This is a genomic window from Caldovatus aquaticus (genome assembly GCF_019458025.1).
GTDB lineage: Bacteria > Pseudomonadota > Alphaproteobacteria > Acetobacterales > Acetobacteraceae > Caldovatus > Caldovatus aquaticus.
Genome location: NZ_JAHZUY010000075.1, coordinates 1 through 16717 on the forward strand (window position 1 = coordinate 1; position 16717 = coordinate 16717).

18 protein-coding genes and 1 pseudogene are annotated in these 16717 nt (G+C 77.2%); 6 read left to right on the plus strand and 13 right to left on the minus strand.

Annotation, left to right across the window (positions count from 1 at the left end; translation table 11 throughout):
• From K1J50_RS17000 to K1J50_RS17010, 3 genes and pseudogenes are all read right to left on the minus strand, one after another.
• Window positions 1–197 (minus strand): annotated as a pseudogene (locus K1J50_RS17000) (hypothetical protein); the annotation flags it as partial.
• Window positions 198–216: 19 nt separating this feature from the next.
• Window positions 217–951: a LutC/YkgG family protein gene (locus tag K1J50_RS17005; RefSeq protein WP_220118957.1), complete on the minus strand. Its 735-nt coding sequence runs from the start codon at window positions 949–951 to the stop codon at window positions 217–219.
• Window positions 951–2384: a lactate utilization protein B gene (locus tag K1J50_RS17010; protein WP_220118958.1), complete on the minus strand. Its 1434-nt coding sequence runs from the start codon at window positions 2382–2384 to the stop codon at window positions 951–953. The genes K1J50_RS17005 and K1J50_RS17010 overlap by 1 nt, the downstream gene beginning before the upstream one ends.
• A gap of 329 nt (window positions 2385–2713) precedes the next feature.
• Between K1J50_RS17010 and K1J50_RS17015 the strand changes: the two genes are divergently transcribed.
• On the plus strand, window positions 2714–3289 hold the full coding sequence (locus tag K1J50_RS17015; RefSeq protein ID WP_220118959.1) for a fasciclin domain-containing protein: 576 nt from the start codon (window positions 2714–2716) through the stop codon (window positions 3287–3289).
• Between the two features lie 39 nt (window positions 3290–3328).
• Here K1J50_RS17015 and K1J50_RS17020 read toward each other — a convergent pair whose 3' ends face one another.
• On the minus strand, window positions 3329–3961 hold the full coding sequence (locus K1J50_RS17020) for a Maf family protein (RefSeq protein WP_369413634.1): 633 nt from the start codon (window positions 3959–3961) through the stop codon (window positions 3329–3331).
• Window positions 3958–4890: a pyruvate, water dikinase regulatory protein gene (locus K1J50_RS17025; protein ID WP_220118960.1), complete on the minus strand. Its 933-nt coding sequence runs from the start codon at window positions 4888–4890 to the stop codon at window positions 3958–3960. Before K1J50_RS17025 ends, K1J50_RS17020 begins: the two co-directional genes overlap by 4 nt.
• 300 nt (window positions 4891–5190) lie before the next feature.
• Between K1J50_RS17025 and hemE the strand changes: the two genes are divergently transcribed.
• Window positions 5191–6267, plus strand: a complete 1077-nt coding sequence (gene hemE / locus K1J50_RS17030) for a uroporphyrinogen decarboxylase (RefSeq protein WP_220118961.1) — start codon at window positions 5191–5193, stop codon at window positions 6265–6267.
• A 19-nt stretch (window positions 6268–6286) separates the two neighbouring features.
• Here the strand turns inward: hemE and dnaQ are convergent, their stop codons facing one another.
• The 5 genes from dnaQ to K1J50_RS17055 all read right to left on the minus strand — a co-directional run bounded on the left by dnaQ (window position 6287) and on the right by K1J50_RS17055 (window position 10676).
• On the minus strand, window positions 6287–7015 hold the full coding sequence (dnaQ, locus tag K1J50_RS17035) for a DNA polymerase III subunit epsilon (RefSeq protein WP_220118962.1): 729 nt from the start codon (window positions 7013–7015) through the stop codon (window positions 6287–6289).
• Window positions 7012–7638 (minus strand): dephospho-CoA kinase, encoded by a 627-nt coding sequence (coaE, locus tag K1J50_RS17040; RefSeq protein ID WP_220118963.1) that lies wholly within the window; start codon window positions 7636–7638, stop codon window positions 7012–7014. Before coaE ends, dnaQ begins: the two co-directional genes overlap by 4 nt.
• The gene (locus K1J50_RS17045; RefSeq protein WP_255575397.1) at window positions 7635–8480 is read right to left on the minus strand and encodes a shikimate dehydrogenase; all 846 of its coding nucleotides are present in this window, start codon (window positions 8478–8480) and stop codon (window positions 7635–7637) included. The genes coaE and K1J50_RS17045 overlap by 4 nt, the downstream gene beginning before the upstream one ends.
• A gap of 102 nt (window positions 8481–8582) precedes the next feature.
• The gene (gene pncA / locus K1J50_RS17050; protein WP_220118964.1) at window positions 8583–9215 is read right to left on the minus strand and encodes a bifunctional nicotinamidase/pyrazinamidase; all 633 of its coding nucleotides are present in this window, start codon (window positions 9213–9215) and stop codon (window positions 8583–8585) included.
• Window positions 9216–9425: 210 nt separating this feature from the next.
• Window positions 9426–10676: an MFS transporter gene (locus tag K1J50_RS17055; protein WP_369413635.1), complete on the minus strand. Its 1251-nt coding sequence runs from the start codon at window positions 10674–10676 to the stop codon at window positions 9426–9428.
• A gap of 76 nt (window positions 10677–10752) precedes the next feature.
• On the opposite strand from K1J50_RS17055, the gene K1J50_RS17060 reads away from it, so the two are divergent.
• Window positions 10753–11571, plus strand: a complete 819-nt coding sequence (locus K1J50_RS17060) for a helix-turn-helix domain-containing protein (RefSeq protein ID WP_220118965.1) — start codon at window positions 10753–10755, stop codon at window positions 11569–11571.
• Window positions 11572–11600: 29 nt separating this feature from the next.
• Here the strand turns inward: K1J50_RS17060 and K1J50_RS17065 are convergent, their stop codons facing one another.
• The 3 genes from K1J50_RS17065 to K1J50_RS17075 all read right to left on the minus strand — a co-directional run bounded on the left by K1J50_RS17065 (window position 11601) and on the right by K1J50_RS17075 (window position 14956).
• A complete protein-coding gene (locus K1J50_RS17065; protein WP_220118966.1) occupies window positions 11601–12590 on the minus strand; it encodes a Bug family tripartite tricarboxylate transporter substrate binding protein in 990 nt (329 codons plus the stop codon).
• Window positions 12591–12646: 56 nt separating this feature from the next.
• On the minus strand, window positions 12647–13960 hold the full coding sequence (gene hisD, locus K1J50_RS17070; protein WP_220118967.1) for a histidinol dehydrogenase: 1314 nt from the start codon (window positions 13958–13960) through the stop codon (window positions 12647–12649).
• A gap of 78 nt (window positions 13961–14038) precedes the next feature.
• Window positions 14039–14956, minus strand: coding sequence for a PfkB family carbohydrate kinase (locus K1J50_RS17075; protein ID WP_220118968.1), 918 nt, complete (start codon window positions 14954–14956; stop codon window positions 14039–14041).
• Between the two features lie 97 nt (window positions 14957–15053).
• Here K1J50_RS17075 and K1J50_RS17080 point away from each other — a divergent pair, with 97 nt between their 5' ends.
• The 3 genes from K1J50_RS17080 to K1J50_RS17090 all read left to right on the plus strand — a co-directional run.
• On the plus strand, window positions 15054–15731 hold the full coding sequence (locus tag K1J50_RS17080; protein ID WP_369413636.1) for an RluA family pseudouridine synthase: 678 nt from the start codon (window positions 15054–15056) through the stop codon (window positions 15729–15731).
• A 117-nt stretch (window positions 15732–15848) separates the two neighbouring features.
• A complete protein-coding gene (rpmB, locus tag K1J50_RS17085; protein ID WP_220118970.1) occupies window positions 15849–16157 on the plus strand; it encodes a 50S ribosomal protein L28 in 309 nt (102 codons plus the stop codon).
• Window positions 16158–16227: 70 nt separating this feature from the next.
• The coding region (locus tag K1J50_RS17090; RefSeq protein WP_220118971.1) for a hypothetical protein at window positions 16228–16717 on the plus strand (490 nt) is incomplete at its 3' end.

The following is a 16717-nucleotide window of genomic DNA, read 5'->3' on the forward strand; positions in this document are numbered from 1 at the left end:
GCAGGCACGGGCGGCGCCGGCGGGGGCGCGGCAGGCGCGGCGGCGGCGGGCGCGGACGCGGGCGCCTCCTCGGCCGCGGCGCGGCGCCGCAGCGGCACCACGCCGCTCCGCGCGACGAAGGCCTGCCACAGCGCGCGGTCCTCGGCGGTCAGGCCGCGGGCGCGGCGACGCGGGCGGGAAGGAAGGGCGTCGAACATGGGCGCGCGTGCCGGCCGGTCAGCCCTCCTGCGGGGACGGCGCCGCCGCGCCGCCCGCACGCGCCGCGGGGTCGTCCTCGATCAGCACGACGTGCAGCCGGCGCGGGCCGTGGGCGCCGAGCTCGAGCGTCTGCTCGATGTCGGCGCTGCGCGAGGGGCCGGTCACCAGCATGACGTTGCGCGGCATGAAGCCGCCGGAGGACGCGTCGCGCCGCTCGGCGCGCAGCAGGTCGAAGGCCTCCTCGTAGGCGCCGACGACGCGGCTGGCGCGCAGCACGACGATCGCGGTGTCGGGCAGCAGGTTGAGCGTGGTCGGGCGCTCCGGCGCCGAGGGCAGCATCAGCGTCCCGGTCTCGGCGATGCCGGCGAAGGCGTGCTGGACGGACACCGCGTCCTCCGGCCCCGCCGCGCGGGCCTCGACCGCGAGCAGCGGCCGCCCGGACCAGGGCATGGCGTCGAGCTCGGGATGCGGGGCGCGCACCAGGCGCGCGGGCAGGTTCTGCGCCGCCAGGTAGTCGGCCACCGCGGCGGGCACGGCGGCGGCGTCCGGCACCCGCTCGACGGTGCCGAACTCCTTCTCGACGTGGCGCACGAAGAGGGCGATCTGCTCCGCGCGGGGCAGCCGGGCGCGGGCGGGGATCAGGTGCCGCGGATGGCGCTCGAGCCGCGCGGCGAGCAGCAGCGCCTGGTCGGCGGGCAGCGGCCCGCGGCGCAGGCCGCGGCGGATGGCACCGAGGATGGCCTCCTTCGACATCAGGCGCGCCCCTCCCGCTGCGCCCGGGCGTAGCGCGCGAGGAAGGTGCCGCCCGGCTCCGGCACCGGCAGGTCGCGCCCCCGGGTCCAGCCGCCGGCGAGCGGGAAGGAGCGGAACGCGCCCCGGCCGCGGCCGAGCAGCGCGAGCGCGCCGGCCGCGAGCCGCGTCGCCGCGCGGTAGGCCCCGGGATGGCGCGCAAGCCAAGCCCAGAGGCGGAGGCCCGAGCGGGCGACGGGCGGCGTCAGGCGGCGCTCGAACTCGCGCTCGCGCCAGTGGCGCATCAGCGAGGGCAGCGGGATCTTCACCGGGCAGACCGCCTCGCAGCGCCCGCAGAAGGTGGAGGCGTTGGGCAGGTGCCCGGCCTTGTCCACGCCGACCAGCGAGGGGGTCAGCACCGCTCCCATCGGCCCCGGATAGACCCAGCCGTAGGCGTGCCCGCCGACCACGCCATAGACCGGGCAGTGGTTCATGCAGGCGGCGCAGCGGATGCAGCGCAGCATGTCCTGGAACGGGGTGCCGACCATGCTGGAGCGGCCGTTGTCCAGCAGCACCACGTGGTACTCCTCCGGCCCGTCGCGGTCGCCGGCGCGGCGCGGGCCGGTGGAGAAGGTGGTGTAGACCGAGAAGTCCTGGCCGGTGGCGCTGCGCGCGAGCAGCCGCAGCAGCGCGCAGCAGTCCTCGAGCGTCGGAACCACCTTCTCGATGCTGGCGAGCACGACGTGCACGCGCGGCAGCGTCTGCGTGAGGTCGCCGTTGCCCTCGTTGGTGACGATGACGCTGCTCCCCGTCTCGGCGACCAGGAAATTGGCCCCGGTGATGCCGACGTCGGCGGCGAGGAAGCGCGCGCGCAGCCGGGCGCGCGCCTCGGCCAGGATGTCGCGCCGCTCGCGGAAGACGCGCTCGCGCGGCAGGTCGGTGTGGGCGGCGCGGAAGCTCGCCTCCCAGTCCTCGCGGTTGAGGTGGAAGGCGGGGGCGATGATGTGCGAGGGCGGCTCGCGCCGGAGCTGCAGGATGTACTCGCCGAGGTCGGTCTCGACCGGGGTGATGCCGTTGGCCTCCAGGTGCTCGTTGAGGCCGAGCTCCTCGGAGATCATGGACTTGCCCTTGGTGACGGTGCGCGCGCCGACGCGGCGGCAGATCCCGAGCACCGCGGCGCGGGCCTCCTCCGCGGTGGCGCACCAGTGCACCGTGCCGCCGGCCTTCTCGACATTGGCGGCATAGGTCTCGAGGTAGAAGTCGAGATGGGCGAGGGTGTGGTTCTTGATGTCGCGCCCGATCTCGCGCAGGCGCTCGAATTCCGGCAGGGCGGCGATCGCCGCCTGGCGGCGGGCGAGGAAGGCGCCGCGGCTGCCCGAGAGCGCCCGCTGCAGCGCGGCGTCGGCCAGCGCGCGCGCGGCGTTCTCCTTGAAGGCGGGCGAGGTGAGCTGGGGCACGGCGGTCGGTCCCGGGCGGCGGTGGGGCGAATGTAGCGCGGGCGCCTCCGCGGGCCAGGGGCGCCGGGGCCCGAGCGCCGCGCGACCCGCGGGGCGCCGGTCCGGCGGCCGCGTCCCGTCCGTGCCGGGCGGCCTGCCCGTCTCCCGGTGGAGGACGGCGCCGCGCCGGCGGCCGCCGAGCCGCCGTCCGCGGCGGGACGCGCCGGACGCCCGGGCGCGATGCCGCCCGCTGGACGCGGCCGGCCCGGCGCGGCTAATCCCTGCGCCCGCCCGGACCGACCGCACGACCCGGAGAGGGCCGGGAGCCCGGATCGAGGAACCGCACCACCGTGATTTCCCGTCGTCACCTCCTCCGCGCGAGCGGCGCCGCGCCGCTCGCCGCTCTGCTCGCCCCGGCCTGCGCGCCGGAGCGCCGCGAGCCCGTGACCGCCGATGGCCGCTTCCCGATCATGGCCATCCTGGAGGACACGCCGGAGCTCAGCCGCTTCGTCCTGCTGCTCGAGCGCTCCGGCCTCGCCGAGACGCTGCGCGGCGACGGGCCCTTCACCGTCTTCGCCCCGACCAACGCCGCCTGGGCCGCCGCGCCGCCGGAGGCGGGCGGCGGCACCGGCACCGCCGTCAGCGCCGATCCGCAGCGTCTCGCCGCCGTGCTGCGCGGCCTGATCGCGCGCGGCCGGCTCTCCCGCGCCGACATCGCCGCGCGCGACGGGCAGATCGTCACCCTCGACGGCGGCCGCCTCCGCGTGGCGCCCGGCGGGCAGCAGGTGGCGCGCGTCGCCGCCGGCGCCACGCCGGCCGCGGCGTCGGCCCGCGCGGCGGGCAGCGGCCCCGCGGCCACCATCACCCGTCCCGACCTGCGGGCGACCAACGGCGTGATCCACGTGATCGACCGCGTCCTCCTCTGACCCGGGCGGGCGGGGCGTCCACCGGGACGCCCCGCGCGCTCAGCGCAGGAGCACGCCGTGGCCGCGCAGGAATTCCAGCAGCGGCAGCAGCGGCAGGCCGAGGATGCTGGAGTGCTCGCCGACGATCCGGGCGAAGAGCTGCACGCCCGGCCCCTCCAGCCGGTAGGCGCCGACCGAGGCGGTCACCGCCTCCCCCTCCCGCGCGAGATAGGCGTCCAGGAACGCGTCGGAGAAGTTCCGCATCGTCAGCCGCGGCAGCGCCACGTGCTGCCAGACGCGGCCGCCGCCCCGCCAGCACACGACCGCGGTCACCAGCTCGTGCGTCCGGCCGCGCAGGGCGCGGAGCTGCGCCCGCGCCGCCTCCGGATCGGCGGGCTTGTCGAACCAGCGCCCCTCGCAGACCAGCATCTGGTCGGCGCCGATCACCAGCGCCTCCGGCTCCCGCGCCGCGACCCGCCGCGCCTTGGCCTCGGCCAGCAGCAGCGCGGTGTCGGCGGCCGGGACGCCCTCGGCGCGGGCGGCGGCCTTGATCGCGTCCTCGTCCACCGCCGCGGCCGCGACCTCGAAGCGCAGGCCGGCGGCGGCGAGCAGGGCGCGCCGCGCCGCCGAGGCGGAGGCGAGCACCAGGCGCGGCGTCTCCGCCTGCAGCGGCGGGGCGGCGTCCGGACTCACGGCGCCGCCCCCGGGCCGGCGGTGCCGAGCACCTCGGCCGCCGGGTCCTCCGGCGCGTGCGTCGGCAGGTGGTCCTGCGCCACCGCCGCCTGGCCGGCCCGGCGCGCGTGCCAGGCCTCCATCAGCTGCAGCACCGTCGCCGCCGTCTCCTCGATCGAGCGCCGCGTGACGTCGATCACCGGCCAGCCGCGCTGGGTGCAGAGGCGCCGCGCGGCGAGGATCTCGGCCTTCACCGCCTCCGGGTCCACATAGGCGCTGCTGTCCTGCCGCACGCCGCCGGCGCCGATCAGCCGGAGCCGGTGGCGGCGGATCTCGATCAGCGCGCCGGCCTCGATGGTGAGGCCGACCACCGGGCAGGGCGGGTTCTCGAGCTCGGGCGGCAGCGGCGCGCCGGGCACGATCGGCACGTTCGCCGCCTTGATGCCGCGATTGGCGAGGTAGAAGCAGGTCGGCGTCTTGCTGCTGCGCGAGACGCCGACCAGCACCACGTCGGCCTCGCCGACCGCCGCCAGGCCCTGCCCGTCGTCGTGCGCCAGCACGAAGTGCATCGCGTCTATGCGGCGGAAGTAGTCGGCGTCGAGCACGTGCTGCGCGGCGCGCTTCTCCTTCGCCCGCGTGCCGATCGCGCCCTGCAGCAGCTCCATCACCGGATCGAGCACCGACATGCGCGGCAGGCCGAGCCGCGTGCAGGTCTCCTCCAGCGCGTGGCGCAGGGAGCGGTCCACCAGGGTGAACAGGACCGGGCCGGGCTCGTGCCGGATGCCCTCGAGCACGCGATCGAGCTGGAGGCGGCTGCGGATCAGGCTCCAGCGGTGCACGACCACCTGGGCGTCGTCGAACCGCGCGATGGTCGCCCGCGCGATCGAGTTCAGCGTCTCGCCGGTGGAATCCGACACCAGGTGGAGGTTGATCGAGCGGAGGGGGACCATCGTCGCGCGGGAAAAGCGGGAACAGGTGTGGACAACGGGGACATAGGGTCGCCGCCGCCGGATGCGAAGCGCAAGACGGGGAACAACGGCGCGGCGGGCGCCCCTGCGGATGCCGCGCCGCGGGCGGGCGCGAAAACCGGGAGCGGCGGGAATTGCGCAGGCGCCGGAACGATTTGCGCGCCGATCCTCGCGTGGACGAAGCTGTGGACGGCGCCGGGACGCCCTGCGTCCCCGGCATCCACAGGCCCTACTGGGACTCCCACCTTCCTGGACTCTCCTTTCAATGGCTAAGGAAGGGGCATGGAAAGCGATCGAGAGGCGTCCCGGGCGGCCGCCCGCGCCAAGCCGCTGCTGCGCGCGCTGGCGGGCGAGGCGGTGTGGCCGCCGCCCCTCTGGCTGATGCGCCAGGCCGGCCGCTACCTGCCCGAATACCGCGCCGTGCGCGCCCAGGCCGGCGACTTCGTCGCGCTCTGCACCACGCCGGACCTCGCGGCGGAGGTCACGCTGCAGCCGGTCCGCCGCTTCGGCATGGACGCGGCGATCCTGTTCTCCGACATCCTGATCCTGCCCTGGGCGATGGGCCAGCCGCTGCGCTTCGCGGAAGGCGAGGGGCCGGTCCTCGACCCGCCGGTGCGCGACGCCGCCGCGCTCGCGGCGCTCGATACGCGGGCGGCGGTGGCGCGCGCCGCGCCGGTGCTCGAGACGGTGCGCCGGGTCCGCGCCCGGCTGGAGGCCGAGGCCCCGGGCGTGGCGCTGATCGGCTTCGCGGGCGCGCCGTTCACGGTCGCCTGCTACATGGTCGAGGGCCGCGGCGGGGGGGACTTCGCGCGGGCGCGGGAGCTGGCCTACCGCGACCCCGCCTGGTTCGGCCGGCTGATCCGGCTGCTCGCCGAGGCGACCGCGGACTACCTGATCGCCCAGGCGGAGGCGGGGGCCGAGGCGCTGATGCTGTTCGACAGCTGGGCCGGCCTGCTGCCGCCCTCGCAGTTCCGGCGCTGGGTGATCGAGCCCGCGGCGGCGGTGGCGCGCGCGGTGCGGCGCCGGCACCCGGAGGTGCCGCTGATCGGCTTTCCGCGCCTCGCCGGGCCGATGCTGGCGGAGTACGCGCAGCGGGTCGCCGGGCTGCGCGCCGTCGGCATGGACACGGCGATGGACCCGCGCTGGGCGGCCCAGGCGGTGGCGGCGGATCTCGCCCTGCAGGGCAACCTCGACCCGCTGGCGCTGGTCGCCGGCGGCGCGGCGATGGAGGCCGAGGCGCGCGCGATCCTCGCGGCGATGCGCGGCCGGCCCTTCGTGTTCAACCTCGGCCACGGCGTCGTGCCGCAGACGCCGCCGGAGCACGTCGCGCAGCTGGTGCGGCTGGTGCGGGCGGGGTGAGGCGGCGCCCGCCGCCCCCTCACTCCCCGTCCGCCGCGGGCGCGAAAGGCGGCTTGAGCCAGAGCGCGTCCTTCAGCTTCCTGGCGACGAACTCCGCATGCGCGGCGAGCTCCGCCTCGCTCGGCACGATCGGGCGCGGCGTCCGCGCCGGAGGGGGCGCCGCCCCGCCCGCCGCCGGGCCCGCGGCCGGCGCGGCCACGGCGATGCGCGCCGCGGCGAGGCCGAGGCCCGGCTGCCGGCCGCCCATCAGCTCGAGGTATACCTGCGCGAGCAGGCGGCAGTCGAGCACCGCGTTGTGGGTCGTGCGCTGCGAGAGGTCTATGCCGAAGCGCCGGCACAGCGCGTCCAGGCTGTTCGGCAGGCCGGGGAAGCGCCGCTTCGCCAGCTCCAGCGTGTCCACCATGCGCGCCCGGTCGAGCGGCGGGCGGCCGCAGCGCGCGAGCTCGGCGTCGAGGAAGGCGAAGTCGAAGGGCGCGTTGTGCGCCACGATCGGATCGTCGGCGAGGAAGGCCAGCAGCTCGTCGAGGATGTCGGCGAATTTCGGCTTGCCGCGCAGCATCGCGGCGGTGAAGCCGTGCACCCGCGTTGCCTCCTCCGGCACCTCGCGCTCGGGGTCGAGCAGATGGTGCAGCACGCGCCCGGTGGGGACGAGGTTGACGAGCTCGATCGCCGCGATCTCGAGGATGCGGTCGCCGAGCGCGGGGTCGAGGCCGGTGGTCTCGGTGTCGAGCAGGACCTGGCGGGTCATGGCGCGGCGGCGGGTGCGGTCCGGGCGGTGGCGGGGCCGCGCCGGCAGCGCCGCACCAGCCGCCGGATCGCGCGCTGTGCGTGATGGCGGGAGAGGCCGGTGCGGATCACGTGGTCGGCGCGGCGGCGCTTCTCGGCGTCCGGCATCTGGCGCGCCAGGATGGCGGCGAGGCGCTCCGCCGTCATGCCCCGGCGGGCGAGGACGCGCGCGCGCTGCACCGCGGGCGGGGCGCTGACGACGACCACCTTGTCCACCCGGCGTTCGCCGCCGGTCTCGAACAGCAGCGGGATGTCGAGCACGACGAGCGGCACGCCGCGCCGGCGCGCGCGGGCGAGGAAGCGCCGCTCCTCCTCGCGCACCAGGGGGTGGATGATGCGCTCGAGCCGCCGCAGCGCCGCGGGATCGCCGAGCACGGCGCGGCGCAGCGCCTCGCGGTCCACGCGCCCGTCGCGCACCGTGCCGGGGAAGGCCTCGGCGATCGGCCGGACGGCGCGGCCGCCCGGTCCCTGCAGGCGGTGCACCACGGCGTCGGCGTCGAACACCGGCACGCCGAGCCGGCGGAACACGGCCGCCGCGGTGGACTTGCCCATGCCGATCCCGCCCGTCAGGCCGAGCACCTTCATCGCGGCGGGATGCCCGCGGCGACGAAGTCCCTGAGCGCCGCGTCCACCTGCGGCTCGACGCCGAACCAGCGGGCGAAGCCGGGCCGCGCCTGGTGCAGCAGCATGCCGAGCCCGCCCACGGCGGCGAGGTCGCCGCGCGCCCGCGCCGCGGCGACCAGCCTCGTCTCCAGCGGCACATAGACCAGGTCGGCGACCACCGCGCCGGGCGGCAGCGGCGAGAGGTCGAGCTCGAGCGTCGGCTGACCCTGCATCCCCAGCGCGGTGGTGTTGACGAGCAGCGCCGCCTCGGCGAGCGGGGGGCGCTCGGCCACCGTGATCGGCCCGCCGAGCGCGCGCGCCAGCGCCTCGGCGCGCGCGCGCGTCCGGTTGACCAGCACCACGCGCGGGCAGCCGGCGTCGAGCAGCGCCGCGGCGACCGCGCGGGCCGAGCCGCCGGCGCCGAGCAGCACGGCGGGGCCGCGGTCGGCGCGCCAGCCGGGGACCTCCTCCCGGATGCTCTCGAGGAAGCCGTAGCCGTCGGTGTTGCTACCCTCGATCCGCCCGTCCTCGTGGAAGACGAGGGTGTTCACCGCGCCGGCGCGGTGCGCGAAGGGCGCCACCTCGTCGCAGACGGCGAAGGCGGCCTCCTTGTGCGGGAGGGTGACGTTGGCGCCGCGGAAGCCGAGATCGGCGAGCGCGCGCACGACCTGCGCGAAGCGCTCCGGACGGACCGGGAGCGGGACGTAGGCGCCGTCGATCCCGTGCCGCTCCAGCCAGAAACCGTGCAGCCGGGGCGAGCGCGAATGCGCCACCGGCCAGCCCAGGACGCCGGCGAGGCGCGCGTGTCCGCTGAGGATCGGCATGGCGCGCAGAAAGCCCGGCCGCGCGGCGCGGGTCAATGGGCGTGGCGCCGGCGGCGCGCGCCGTTCCGCCTTCCGTCCGCGCCCGCGCCGCGGCGGCGCGGATCAGAGCTCCGCCGCGCGGGCGATGCGTCGCACGCCGGCGGCCGCCATGTCCGCCCAGGCGCGGGCGAGCGAGCCGCCGGTGTCGATGGCGCGGCACGCCTCCTCGACGACGCCCGCCGCGAAGCCGAAGCGGCGGGCGTCGAGCGCCGTCCAGGCGACGCAGAAATCGGTCGCCAGGCCGCAGACGACGACGGCGCGGATGCCGCGCGCGGCGAGCCACCCGTCGAGGCCGGTGCGGGTCGCGCGGTCGGCCTCGAGGAAGGCGGAGTAGCTGTCCACCTCGCGCCGCAGGCCCTTGCGCTGGATCATCGCGGCGTGGGGGATGTCGAGGCCGGGGTGCAGCGCCGCGCCGGGGGTGCCCCTGACGCAGTGGTCGGGCCAGAGCACCTGCGGGCCGTAGGGCATCTCCACCGTCTCGAACGGCGCGCGGCCGGGATGCTGCGAGGCGAAGGAGAGGTGGTCGGCCGGGTGCCAGTCCTGGGTCAGCACCACGGTGGCGAAGCGCCGGGCGAGGGCGTTGATCACCGGCACGACCGCGTCGCCCTCCGGCACGGCGAGGGCGCCGCCGGGACAGAAGTCGTTCTGCACGTCCACGACGATCAGGGCGGTGGCAGGGTCGGGATCTGCGGGCATGGCCGGCTCCTCCTGCGCCGGGGGGCGGCGGCGGGGCGTTGCAGGAAAGATGGCGCCGGGGCGTTGCGGCGGGAAGGCGTGCTTCGGCCGGGACCGCCGGGCCTTCGCATGGCGCCGCCGCCGGGCAGCGGGCGCGCGAAGGCGATCCCGGGATCGAACCATGCCGGGCGACGGCCGCGGGGCGGGGTGCGACCCGCACCCCGGCCGGGGTCACTCCGCCGCCGCCGGGCGCGGCCGCGGCGCGCCCGGGTCGGCCGCCTGTTCCCACAGCTCCGGGTGCAGCTCCTCCTTGCGGTCGGGGAAGGCGAAGGCGCAGGCCAGGATCACCGCGCTGAAGGCGGCGAGCACCAGCATCGCCGCGGCGAGGTTGCCCGTCGCCTCGTGCAGGAAGCCGACCAGCGGCGAGGCGGCGGCGGCGCCGAGGAAGCCGACGGTGAAGCGCACCGAGTAGAGCCTGGCGCGCAGGGCGGGGGCGACGTAGCGCGCGGTCATCGTCTCGTTCACCGTCACCTGGCCGAACACCGCCGCCGCGACCGCCCCGGCCACGGGCAGCACCGGCCAGCCCTCGAGGAAGGAGAGCGCCAGCAGCCCCGGCACCAAGGTCAGGGCGAGCGGCAGGAACACCGCGCGCAGCGTGTTGCGGTCGATCAGCCGCCCCACGGTGAACTGCGTCAGCCCGCCGCAGAGCGTGACCAGGAAGGCGAGCATGCCGACCACCGGCAGCAGCCCCGGCGAGTGCGCCAGCCGCTCCTCCATCAGCTTGGGCAGGAGCAGGGTGTAGGCGTTGAACACCAGCCCGGAGGTCGCGGCGATGGCGAGCAGCACGATCACCGCGCGCCGCGCCACGGCGGGCGGGATCCGCGGAAAGGGCCGCGCCGCCGGCCGCGCCTTGGCGAGATCGATCGGCGGCTCGCGCCAGTAGAGCAGGCCGACGGCGATGCAGGCGAGGCCGGGCAGCAGGAAGGCCCAGCGCCAGCCGGCCTGGGCGGCGACGAAGGCGGTCACCACCGGCGCCAGCGCCACGCCGAGATTGCCGAACACGCCGTTCACGCCGACCGCGCGGCCGACCCTGTCGCCCGCCGCCTCGACCAGCATCGCCGTGCCGATCGGGTGGTAGATCGCGGCGAAGGCCCCCATCAGCGCCAGCGCCACGGCGAGCGTCCAGGGCGAGGCGGCGAGGCCGGCGAGCGCCATGAAGGCGCCGGTGCCGAGGAAGAACGCCACCATCAGCGCGCGCCGCCCGACCCGGTCGGCGAGCCAGCCCATCGGCAGGGAGCCGAGGCCGTAGGTGACGAACATGCCGGTGCCGAGGGCGAGGATCGGCCCGTAGTCCGGCCCGAAGATCCCGCCCGCCTGGGGCGCCATGGCGAGCACCGCGGTGGCGAGGATCAGAAGGCTGTAGTGGGTCAGCGCGTGGGCGGCGTTGAGGAAGGCGATCTGCCGCGTCGCGGGGTCCTTCACGCGAGGGGCTCCGTGCGGGGTTCCGTCCGGGGAGGACCGAGCCTATCCTGGCCATCCAGCGACGTCCGGTCAGATCATGTCGCCAGACGGACAAGGCCGCGCCGCCCCGGCGGCGCCGCTCCGCCACTTCCCGCAGGAGGCGGTGGACCGCCCGCTCGCCGGCTTCGTGCGGGACTATCCGGACGGCCACGCCACCGGCTGGCACAGCCACGCCCGGGTGCAGCTCCTCTACGCCACGCGCGGGGTGATGCGGATCGCCACCGCGGCGGCGCACTTCGTCGTGCCGCCCGGCCGCGCGCTCTGGGTGCCGGCGGGGCTGCCGCACGCGGTGACGATGCGCGGGACGGTGGCGATGCGCGCGCTGTTCCTGCGCGAGGACGCGGCGCGCCGCGCCGGCCCGCCGCGGACCGCGGTGCTCGCGGTCTCGCCGCTGCTGCGCGAGCTGATCCTCGCCGCCTGCGCCGAGCCGCTGGAGTGGGACGAGGGCGGGCGCGGCGGCCACCTCGCGGCGCTGATCGTCGAGGAGATCGCGCGCGCCCCGAGCCTGCCGCTCGGCGTGCCGGCGGTGCGCGACGCGCGGCTCGCGCGGCTCGCCGCCGCGCTCGCCGCCGATCCGGCGAGCCGGCTCACCCTAGAGGACTGGGCGGCGCACTGCGGCGCCAGCGCGCGCACCCTGGCGCGGCTGTTCCGGCGCGAGACCGGGATGGGCTTCGCCCGCTGGCGCCAGCAGGTGCGGCTGGTGGAGGGCGCGGCCCTGCTCGCCCAGGGGGTGCCGCCGGCGCGGGCGGCGGCGGCGGTGGGCTATGCCAGCGCCCCGGCCTTCGGCGCGGCGTTCCGCGCCGCCTTCGGCCTGACCCCGGGCGCTGCCGGGCCGGGGCGCGGCGGGGCGGGGTGAGCGGAGGCCGGGGCGCGGAGGCCGCCTTGTCAGCCCGGCCTGATCCCGGCCTCGGCGATCAGGGCGCGCCAGCGCTCCACCTCGCTCCGGAGGAACGCCTGCGAGCGCGCCGAATCCCAGGCGAGCACGTCGAACCCGCCCTCCTCCGCCTTGCGCAGCACCTCGGGGTCGCGCAGGGCGGCCAGGGTGTCGCGCTCGAGGCGGGCGCGGATCGCGGCGGGCACGGCGGCGTTGGTCATCATCGCCGTCCAGTTGGTGATCTCGAGGCCCGGCGCGCCGAGCTCGCGCACGGTCGGCACGTCGGGCAGCAGGCGGTGGCGGCGCTCGGCGGTGACGGCGAGCGGGCGCAGCCGGCCCGCCTGGTACTGCGCGATGCATTCCGGCAGGTTGCAGACCATCAGGTCGAGCGTGCCGGCGACGAGGTCGGTCACCGCCGGCGCGCCGCCGCGATAGGGCACGTGGACCAGGTTCTCGCGCGCGCCGGCGTGGCGGCGGAGCAGCTCCAGCCCGAGATGCGGCGGCGAGCCGTTGGGCGAGGAGCCGCCGGAGAGGCGCTCCGTCCGCACCGCGCGCGTGAGCTCCTCGAGCGTGCGCCAGGGGCTGTTCGCGTTCACCGTCACCACCAGCGGCAGCAAGCCGAGCACCGAGACCGGCGCGAAGTCGCGCAGGAGGTCGAAGGGCGCGTTCGGGAACAGGCTGGCGTTGACCGCGTGGGTCATGGTGATGGCGAGCAGCGTGTGCCCGTCGGGCGGCGCCTTCGCCGCGATGTCGGGGCCGAGCAGCGCATTGCCGCCGGGGCGGTTGTCCACGACCACCGGCCTGCCCCAGATCTCGGAGAGCCTCTGCCCGACGATGCGGGCCATGATGTCGGTGAGGCCCCCCGGCGGGAAGGGCACGATGTAGCGCACCGCCCGCTCGGGGAAGCCCTCGGCCTGCTGCGCATGGCCGCCGCCCGCGGGCGCGGCGGCGGCGCCCGCCGCAACGCCCAGCCGCAGCACGGTCCGGCGCCTGATGTCCATGGCGTTCTCCTCCCTGTTGCGCCTGTTCTTGTCGCCGCGGCCGGGCCGCGGCCGCGTCACGACTGGACCGGCACCCCGGTGTCGAAGTGCTCGCCGGGGAACCACCGGCCGAGACGGAGATCGGCGGTGCGCGCGTGCGCCTCCATCCCCTCGTGGCGGGAGATTCGCGCCGCCAGCGGGCCGAGCTCGCGGTTCGCCTCGCGCGTCGCGCGCTGCCAGGTCAGCGGCTTTAGGAACTTGTGCACCGAGAGGCCCGCGGAGTAGCGCGCCGCGCCCTTGGTCGGCAGGATGTGGTTCGGCCCCGCCGCCTTGTCGCCGTAGGCGACCGTCGTCCCCTCGCCGAGGAACAGGCTGCCGTAGTTGGTCAGCCGCGCCAGCCACCAGTCGAGGTCGGCGGCCAGCACCTCGAGGTGCTCCGCGGCGTAGCCGTCGGAGACCTTGGCCGCCTCCTCGCGCGTGTCGCACAGCACCACCTCCCCGTAGTCGCGCCAGGCGGCGGAGGCGGCCTCGCGCGCGGTCGGCGGCAGCGCGGCGATCAGCTCCGGCACGCGCTTCAGGCAGTGCTCGGCGAGGCCGCGGTCGAGCGCGACCAGCCAGGCCGGGCTGTCCTTCCCGTGCTCCGACTGGCCGACCAGGTCGGCGGCGACGATCTCGGGGTCGGCGGTGGCGTCGGCGATGACGCAGATCTCGGTCGGCCCCGCCAGCACGTCGATGCCGACGCGGCCGAACAGCATGCGCTTGGCCTCGGCGACGTACTTGTTGCCCGGCCCGACGATCACGTCCGCCGGGCGGCCGGTGAACAGGCCGAAGGCCATCGCCGCGATCGCCTGCACCCCGCCGAGCGTCAGGATCATGTCCGCGCCCGACTTGTGCATCGCGTAGAGCTGCTTGGCGTTGATCGGTCCGCCCCGGTAGGGGGCAGAGGCCGCCACCACGAACGGCACGCCCGCCGCCTTGGCGGTCGCGATCGCCATGTAGGCGGAGGCGATGTAGGCGTAGCGCCCCGCCGGCACGTAGGCGCCGACGCAGTTCACCGGCACCAGCCGCTGTCCGGCGACGAGGCCGGGCGCGAGCTCGACCGAGAATTCGCGGATGCTCTCGCGCTGCGCCTCGGCGAAGCGGCGGACATTGGCGATGGCGCGCTCGATGTCGCGCTTCGTCCCCTCGTCCACCTCGGCGGCGCGCCGCGCGATCTCCTCGGGCCCGACCACGACCGGCCCCTCCCAGCCGTCGAGGCGCCGCGCGTAGTCGCGCGCCGCCTCCTCGCCCCCGGCCTCGATCCGGGCGAGCATCTCCGCCACCACGGCGCGCGCGGCGCCCTCGTCCGAGGTCGGGGTCTTGGCGGCCTTCTTCAGCCAGGTCACGGCCATCGCGTCATCTCCCGCTCGCTGCGTCGGTTGCCGCGCGCAGCCTAGCCGATCCGCGCCGCCGCGCCATGCGCCGCGCGGTCACTCGCCCCGCAGCAGGGCCTCGACCATCGCGCGCGTCGGCGTCCGCCCGTCGCGGGCGCGCAGCGCCCCGGCGGCCGAGGCGAAGCGGATCGCCTCCTCGACGTCCCGCCCCTCGGCGATCGCCAGCGCATAGGCGCCGTGGAACACGTCGCCGGCGCCGCTGGTGTTGGTCGCCTCGACGCGGAAGGTGGGCGTCTCGCGCAGCGTCCGGTCCTCGCGCGTCATCCAGAGCGTGCTGCGCTCGCCGCGCGTCACGGCGGCGACGCGCGTCCGCCAGCCCGGGGCCAGGGCGCGCCGCAGGCCCTCGCCGGGCCGTGCGCCGGGCGCGAAGTTCTGCAGCCCGGTCGTCGAGAACACCACGTGGTCCACCCGCGGCACCAGCTCGAGCAGGATGCGCGTCTCGCTCTTCTCGGCGTCCAGCACGCTCGGCACCCCGCGCGCCCGGGCGGCGGCGAGCGCCGCGACCGCGCCCTCCGGCCAGCGCGGGTCGCAGAGGAGGACCGCCGCCCGGTCCAGCTGGGCGAGCGGCAGCCAGGAGGGGTCGCGGTCCAGCCCCTCGCCGCGGAAGTTGATGATGCTGCGCTCCCCCCTGCGGTCCACGAGCACCGCGGAGACCGGCGTGCGCGCGCCCTTCACCCGGCGCAGCCCGGAGACGTCCACCCCCTCGGCCGCCAGCGCCTCGGCGAGCGGCTCGCCGTTCAGGTCGTCGCCGATCCGCCCCCAGAAGGCCGCGCGGCCGCCGAGCCGCGCCACCGCGATCGCCGCGTTCGCCGCCAGCCCGCCGGGGCCGAGGCTGTAGGCACGGGCGGTGCTCTTCGCGGGCGGCTGGGGTATCTCGTCCACCCAGAAGGTGTGGTCGGCCACGACATTGCCGAGGCAGATGACCAGCGGCGGTTCGGGCGGAGGGGCGGACATGGGGCGGTGCGCGGGTCGGGTTCCGGGGCGGCACCATCCGCCCGCGCGGCGCCGCTGGGAACCCCCCGCCGCGCCGGCGCCGGGCGTCGCCGGCCGGGTGCTGCACCGCGACGCCGCGATCCTGGTGCTCGACAAGCCGGCGGGCCTTGCCGTCCATCGCGGGCCGCGCGGCGGGCCCTCGCTCGAGGACTGGCTGCCGGCGCTGCGCTTCGGCGGCCGGCGCGACCCGCAGCCGGCGCACCGGCTGGACGCCGACACCGCGGGCTGCCTCGTGCTCGGCCGCACCCGCCCGGCGCTGGCGCGGCTCGGCGCGCTGTTCGCCGCCGGGCGGGTGGAGAAGATCTACTGGGCGGTGGTCCGCGGCGCCCCGCCCGCGGCCGAGGGCGAGATCGCGGCGCCGCTGCGCAAGGTCTCCTCCGCCGCGGCGGGCTGGCGGATGGTGGTGGACCCCGCCGGCCAGGAGGCGCGGACCGCCTGGCGCGTGCTCGGGCGGAACGCGCGCGACGGCCTCGCCTGGCTCGAGCTGCGCCCGCGCACCGGGCGGACGCACCAGCTCCGCGCCCATTGCGCCCATCTCGGCTGCCCGATCCTGGGCGATGCGCGCTATGGCGGCGGCACGCATCCCGGCGGCCTGCACCTCCTCGCCCGGGCCGTCGTCCTGCCGCGCGAGGGGGACGGCCCGCCCCTCCGCGTCGAGGCCGAGCCGCCCCCGGCGATGCGCCCCGCCCTCGCCGCCTGCGGCTGGGCCGGGCGGGAGGCGGGCGCCGCGGCTTGACGCCGCCGCCCCGCTCCGTCAGATAGCCGGCCTTCGGTTCGAGACCAGCCCGCGCGCGGCGCCGGGCGGAAGCCCTCCGCCACCCGCCGCGCGCCCGCGATTTCGGGAAACTCCGCCATGGCCCGCCGTTGCGCCATCACCGGCAAGGGCGTGCTGACGGGCAACAACGTCAGCCACGCGAACAACAGGACCAAGCGCCGCTTCCTGCCCAACCTGCAGGAGGCGTCGTTCTTCTCCGACCTGCTCGGCGGCCCGGTGCGGCTGCGCGTCTCGACCCGGGGCATCCGCACCATCGAGCACAATGGCGGGATCGACGCCTTCCTGCTCGGCACGCCGGACCGGCGGCTGCCGGAGGAGGCGCGCACGCTGAAGCGCCGCCTGGAGCGGATCCGGGCGGCCCGGCAGGCGGCGGGCCCGGCCGCCTGACGCCGCGCGCCGCGCGCCCGGCGCCGCCGGCTTAACCGGGCGCTCACCGGTCCCGTGCCACACGGGCGGCATGACCGCCGCGGGGGCCGGGCCGTTCCTTCCCGTCATTCTGGGGCTGCTGGCGCTCGCCGCCGCCGCGGCGGCGCTGTGCGCGCACCGGCGCGGGGCGGCCGCGGCGGCGCGCGCGGCGGCGGCGGAACGCCGGGCGGCCGCGGCGGAGCGCCGGCTCGGCCTGGCGGCGGCGGAGCTGCGCGGGCCCGGGCTCTCCCTCGCCGGCCGGGCGGAGCGGCTGCTGCGCGCCCTCGCCGCGGCGGGCGGGGGCGGCTCCCTGCCGGCGGCGGAAGCGCGGGCGGAGGCCGAGGCGCTCGCCGCGGTCCTGCGCGACCTGCGGCGCGCCAGCGAGCGGCTCGAGGCCCTCCTCGCCCTGCAGTCCGGCTCCCCCGCCCTGCACGAGGAGACCTTCCCCCTGCGCCCGCTGCTCGAGGAGGCGATCGCCGCCGTCGCCGCGGAGCCCGGCGCCGCCGGCCGCCACTGGCGGATCGCCCCCGAGCTCGGCGCGC